This is a genomic window from Candidatus Nanopelagicales bacterium (assembly GCA_018003655.1).
GTDB lineage: Bacteria > Actinomycetota > Actinomycetes > S36-B12 > UBA10799 > JAGNDY01.
In genome coordinates, this window is sequence record JAGNDY010000142.1 from 1 (window position 1) to 3,613 (window position 3,613).

At 63.7% G+C, this 3,613-nt stretch carries 3 protein-coding genes and 1 riboswitch; of the genes, 1 reads left to right on the forward strand and 2 read right to left on the reverse strand.

Going from position 1 to position 3,613, the window contains the following annotated elements; genetic code table 11:
• Nucleotides 1-21: 21 nt before the first annotated feature.
• A riboswitch (SAM riboswitch) is annotated at nt 22-184 on the reverse strand.
• A 117-nt stretch (nt 185-301) separates the two neighbouring features.
• Nucleotides 302-1,330, forward strand: a complete 1,029-nt coding sequence (locus tag KAZ48_11370) for a glucosyl-3-phosphoglycerate synthase (GenBank protein ID MBP7973389.1) — start codon at nt 302-304, stop codon at nt 1,328-1,330.
• Here the strand turns inward: KAZ48_11370 and KAZ48_11375 are convergent.
• Together KAZ48_11375 and KAZ48_11380 are read right to left on the reverse strand one after the other, a co-directional pair.
• Nucleotides 1,244-1,567: a DUF3263 domain-containing protein gene (locus KAZ48_11375; protein ID MBP7973390.1), complete on the reverse strand. Its 324-nt coding sequence runs from the start codon at nt 1,565-1,567 to the stop codon at nt 1,244-1,246. The genes KAZ48_11370 and KAZ48_11375 overlap by 87 nt on opposite strands.
• Before the next feature lie 77 nt (nt 1,568-1,644).
• Nucleotides 1,645-3,613, reverse strand: a 1,969-nt coding sequence (locus tag KAZ48_11380) for a hypothetical protein (protein MBP7973391.1), incomplete at its 5' end; no start/stop codon positions are given.

A 3,613-nucleotide genomic window follows, 5' to 3' on the forward strand; every position in this document is an offset into this window, starting at 1 on the left:
ATCGTGGTCATTTGAGGCCTTTCCTCATCTGTCCCGGTCGCCGCTTGCGCGGTCCGGGTCGGAATTGGCACCTCTCGCGGACATGAATCATGGGAGATTCATGACATTCGCGACGATCAAATCGTCGCGACGGATGGTTGCCGGGGCTTCAACGGGCCGGTCCCTCTGCCCCTCTGGATGAGCGATATTCGGTTGTTCGTTCAAGGACGCGCAGCAGCGAACGATGTCACCCTGTTACGGACTCGAAGCGAGTAGTTGCAACCATAGCCTGACAACATCGGAAGTGGCTAGGGGGTTACGCATGCATGCCGAAGCCCGCAAGTTGCTGCGTGAGCGCACTAGCCGCGCCTGCGATTGGCGACCAGCGGACCTACTCGCGACAAAGTCCGCCAGCGGAGCCACCGTCTCGGTTGTCCTTCCTGCCCTCAACGAGGAGCGGACCGTTGGCTCGATCGTGGATGAGATTCGCGAGGCATTCATCGCTGACGACGACCGCGATCCCGGACCCGGATCGGGCTTAGTCGACGAGTTGGTCGTGCTCGACTCCGGATCGACAGACCGCACGGCCAAGGTTGCGCGGGCAGCAGGTGCGACCGTCATCCATCGCGACGAGGTGCTCGCACGGATCCCGGCGGTCACCGGCAAAGGCGAGGCAATGTGGCGCGCGGTAGCCGCGACGACCGGCGACCTGATTGTCTTCATCGATGCCGACCTGCGGTCGTTCACCCCGTCGTACATCACTGGTCTGCTCGGCCCACTACTCGCCCAACCAACCGTCGACCTGGTCAAGGCCGTCTACGAGCGACCCCTGATCCAGGGGGAGCAGGTGTCGGTGGCGGGCGGTGGGCGCGTCACCGAACTAGTGGCCCGGCCCCTGCTCAACTTGTATTGGCCGCAACTCGCAGGGGTCGTGCAGCCGCTCGCCGGCGAATACGCGGCCCGCCGAAGCCTGCTTGAGCAACTGGCCTTCCCCTGCGACTACGGCGTGGACTTCGCTCTACTGGTGGGCACCGCCGACCTTGCCGGAGTCGAATCGATCGCCCAGGTCGATCTGGGCACACGCCTGCACCGACATCACGATGAACGTCGCCTCGGCCGTATGTCGGCGGAGATCCTGCAGACAGCGTGGAGTCGGCTTGGTGTCGCCACCGGGAACGTCCCCGACCGCCCCTTCGGCGCAACCCTGGCGCAGTTCGACCATGACGGGACTGGCTACGCCGTGACGTCGCACGAGGTCGGCGCATTAGAACGTCCGCCACTGTTGTCCATTCCCGAGTACGCGGCGACGCGAGTATCGACTCCGTTGCCGCGCGGCACGCAGTCGGCATAGCCGAGTCACCAGTTGCGGCGCGGCGGCGAGCGCATCCGGTTTGTCCAGCAGCCCGTTGAGGACTTGGTAGTACCGCGTTGCTGACATATCGAAGCGACGGCGAATCTCGTCCTCTTTGACCCCGGCGTGGCGGAACCACTGCTGCTCCAGCTGAAGGATCCCCCGCTCAAGCTCGGTCAGTTCTGGCCAGCGACTCTGCGAGTCGTGGTGTGCCGTGTGATGCGCCTGCCTCTTCATGGTTCATTGGTATCAACGGGGGCTGACAAAACTGCCCCGGCGATCAGCGCCCGGCAGTCGAGCGCCGTCTCGGGGTTCTAGCCGCCGTTGCGCAGCCGCACGATCCCGTACGAGGTCCCAGTCAAGATGTCACCCTGAGGCGACAGATACGTGGCGGCATAGTGATTGTTGAAAGCCAAGCCCATACCCGCCAGCCTGGTCCACAGCACCTCGCCGGTGCGGGCCGAAACGCCCGTGAAGTACCAAGCGTCACGACCCAGCGGATCCGATGGCTTGGTGTAGGAGATGACTTGGTCACCGGCGAACGTGGCCTTGGACACCACCGAGGGCACCTGAATGGTGCTGTTCTCCCACTTCTTCGTGCACGAACCGGTGGCACCGTCGAACTGCACAGCGGCCATGCCTGGCGTCGTGCTGTGGCCCCCGCCAGTGGACGCGATCGGCGGACTGTAGCCGTAGTTGTTCTCAGCGATGATGGTGTCGCCGAGCGCGATCAACGCGTTCTCCGTTGCCGATTGATCCGGGGTGAATACCGGAACCTGACACGCGAAGGAACCGGTGGCAGTGTCCGCGACCACGACGTTCATCTGCGGTTCGGCATTGTCAGCGATTGCCACGTACTGGCCCTGATGAAACACCGTCGGGGTGGTTCCGCTCGCCCGTGACGTCTGTCCCGGCTTCTTGCGCGAGCCGGCGTCGTAGGGCATTCGCCAGACGGTCTTGGGTGGACCATCCGGCTCAGCCGCCAGCCGGTACAGCGCGGAACCGGTCACGACATAGGCGGAGTCCTGGGTGAGCACGAATGAGTTCTCAATGGACTCCCCATCCAGGTTGACGGCGCGAGGGGTTACTTTTGCGGGGTCGACGACTCCAACGGTTCCGTTGGCTCCCACGTACCAGTACCGACCCGACCAGTCGGCCATGGTCGACGTGACGTCCTCGCCGGGTGTCAAGGTGGCGGCGATGTCGATTGACTGCGCCTGTTGGATGCCGTCAGTCGTTGAGTAGACGTTGAGCTTGCCGTCGGAACTCGGCACCACGATCTGATCCTTGGCATCGAGGAAGAAGTAACCTCCACCGGAGAAGTTGGTCAGGCTCGGCTTGCGCGTGGAGATTTGCTGCTGCGCAAGCACTTCCAACGTGTCTGGTGCCAAGACGTAGGCAATCACTCGGGCGACGGTCACGCACAAGGTGACCAGACGGCCCCTCGAGTCCCACGTCATCGAGGCGCAATCGCCACCTGTGAACAGGCTGTCAACGTTGGCGGTCGGGGCGTCACTTGGAGCCGCGACGTTGTAGGAATCCGTTCCCCACGAGTCGTTGTGCAGGCTGTTCCACGGGTTCTTGGCCAACGACGGGTTCTGCGGAATCAACGGGACTTTCACGGCTGTGGCTTCGCCCGGTGCGGTACCTGATCCAGACGAGACGAGAGTCGGTAGGAGGCTGCTAGGAAGCGATCGGTTGGTCGCCCCGATGACGGCCATGACGACTACCAGGACACCGAAGGTACTGAGAACGACCCACATCACCGGCCGACGATTGGCGGGTGCCGGCTGGCCCGCACGAATAACGAGCACGAGCATGATGCAGACCGTCACGATGACGGCCAGGATGATCAACCGGCTGCCGGTGATGGCGTAGATCGGGCTCAACGGCCGCAGGAGTCCGACCAACGGGAAGGGCAGCACGGCCAGTTGCAGAACCAGCGCGGCGATGCCCCGGGAGTTGTGCCAGATTCCCCACGCTGCCAGGAACAAGCCCACCCAGATGAGGCGAGAGAGGAGCACGAACGCCGCGAGCAAGACCAACTCAAGTCCAGGGATGTACGCGAGGGTCTTGCCGATGGTTTGACCGCTTGCGGTGAACTCGTTGAGCGCAGTCAGGGGCGAGACGATGAGCAGCGCCTCAATGATCAGCATCAGCGCAGTGATCCGCCGCAGGCCTCGGCCCTTCGTGGGGGCGGGCGGATGGGTTGAGTCGGCCGCGCCGCTACTCGAATTGACCGTCGGCTCCTGCACGCTCGGCCCGTCGCTTGTTGCCATGCGG

Coding starts and splice junctions, on each gene's coding strand:
- KAZ48_11370 (MBP7973389.1), top strand. CDS start 302: ATGCATGCCGAAGCCCGCAAGTTGCTGCGTGAGCGCACTAGCCGCGCC.
- KAZ48_11375 (MBP7973390.1), bottom strand. CDS start 1,567: ATGAAGAGGCAGGCGCATCACACGGCACACCACGACTCGCAGAGTCGC.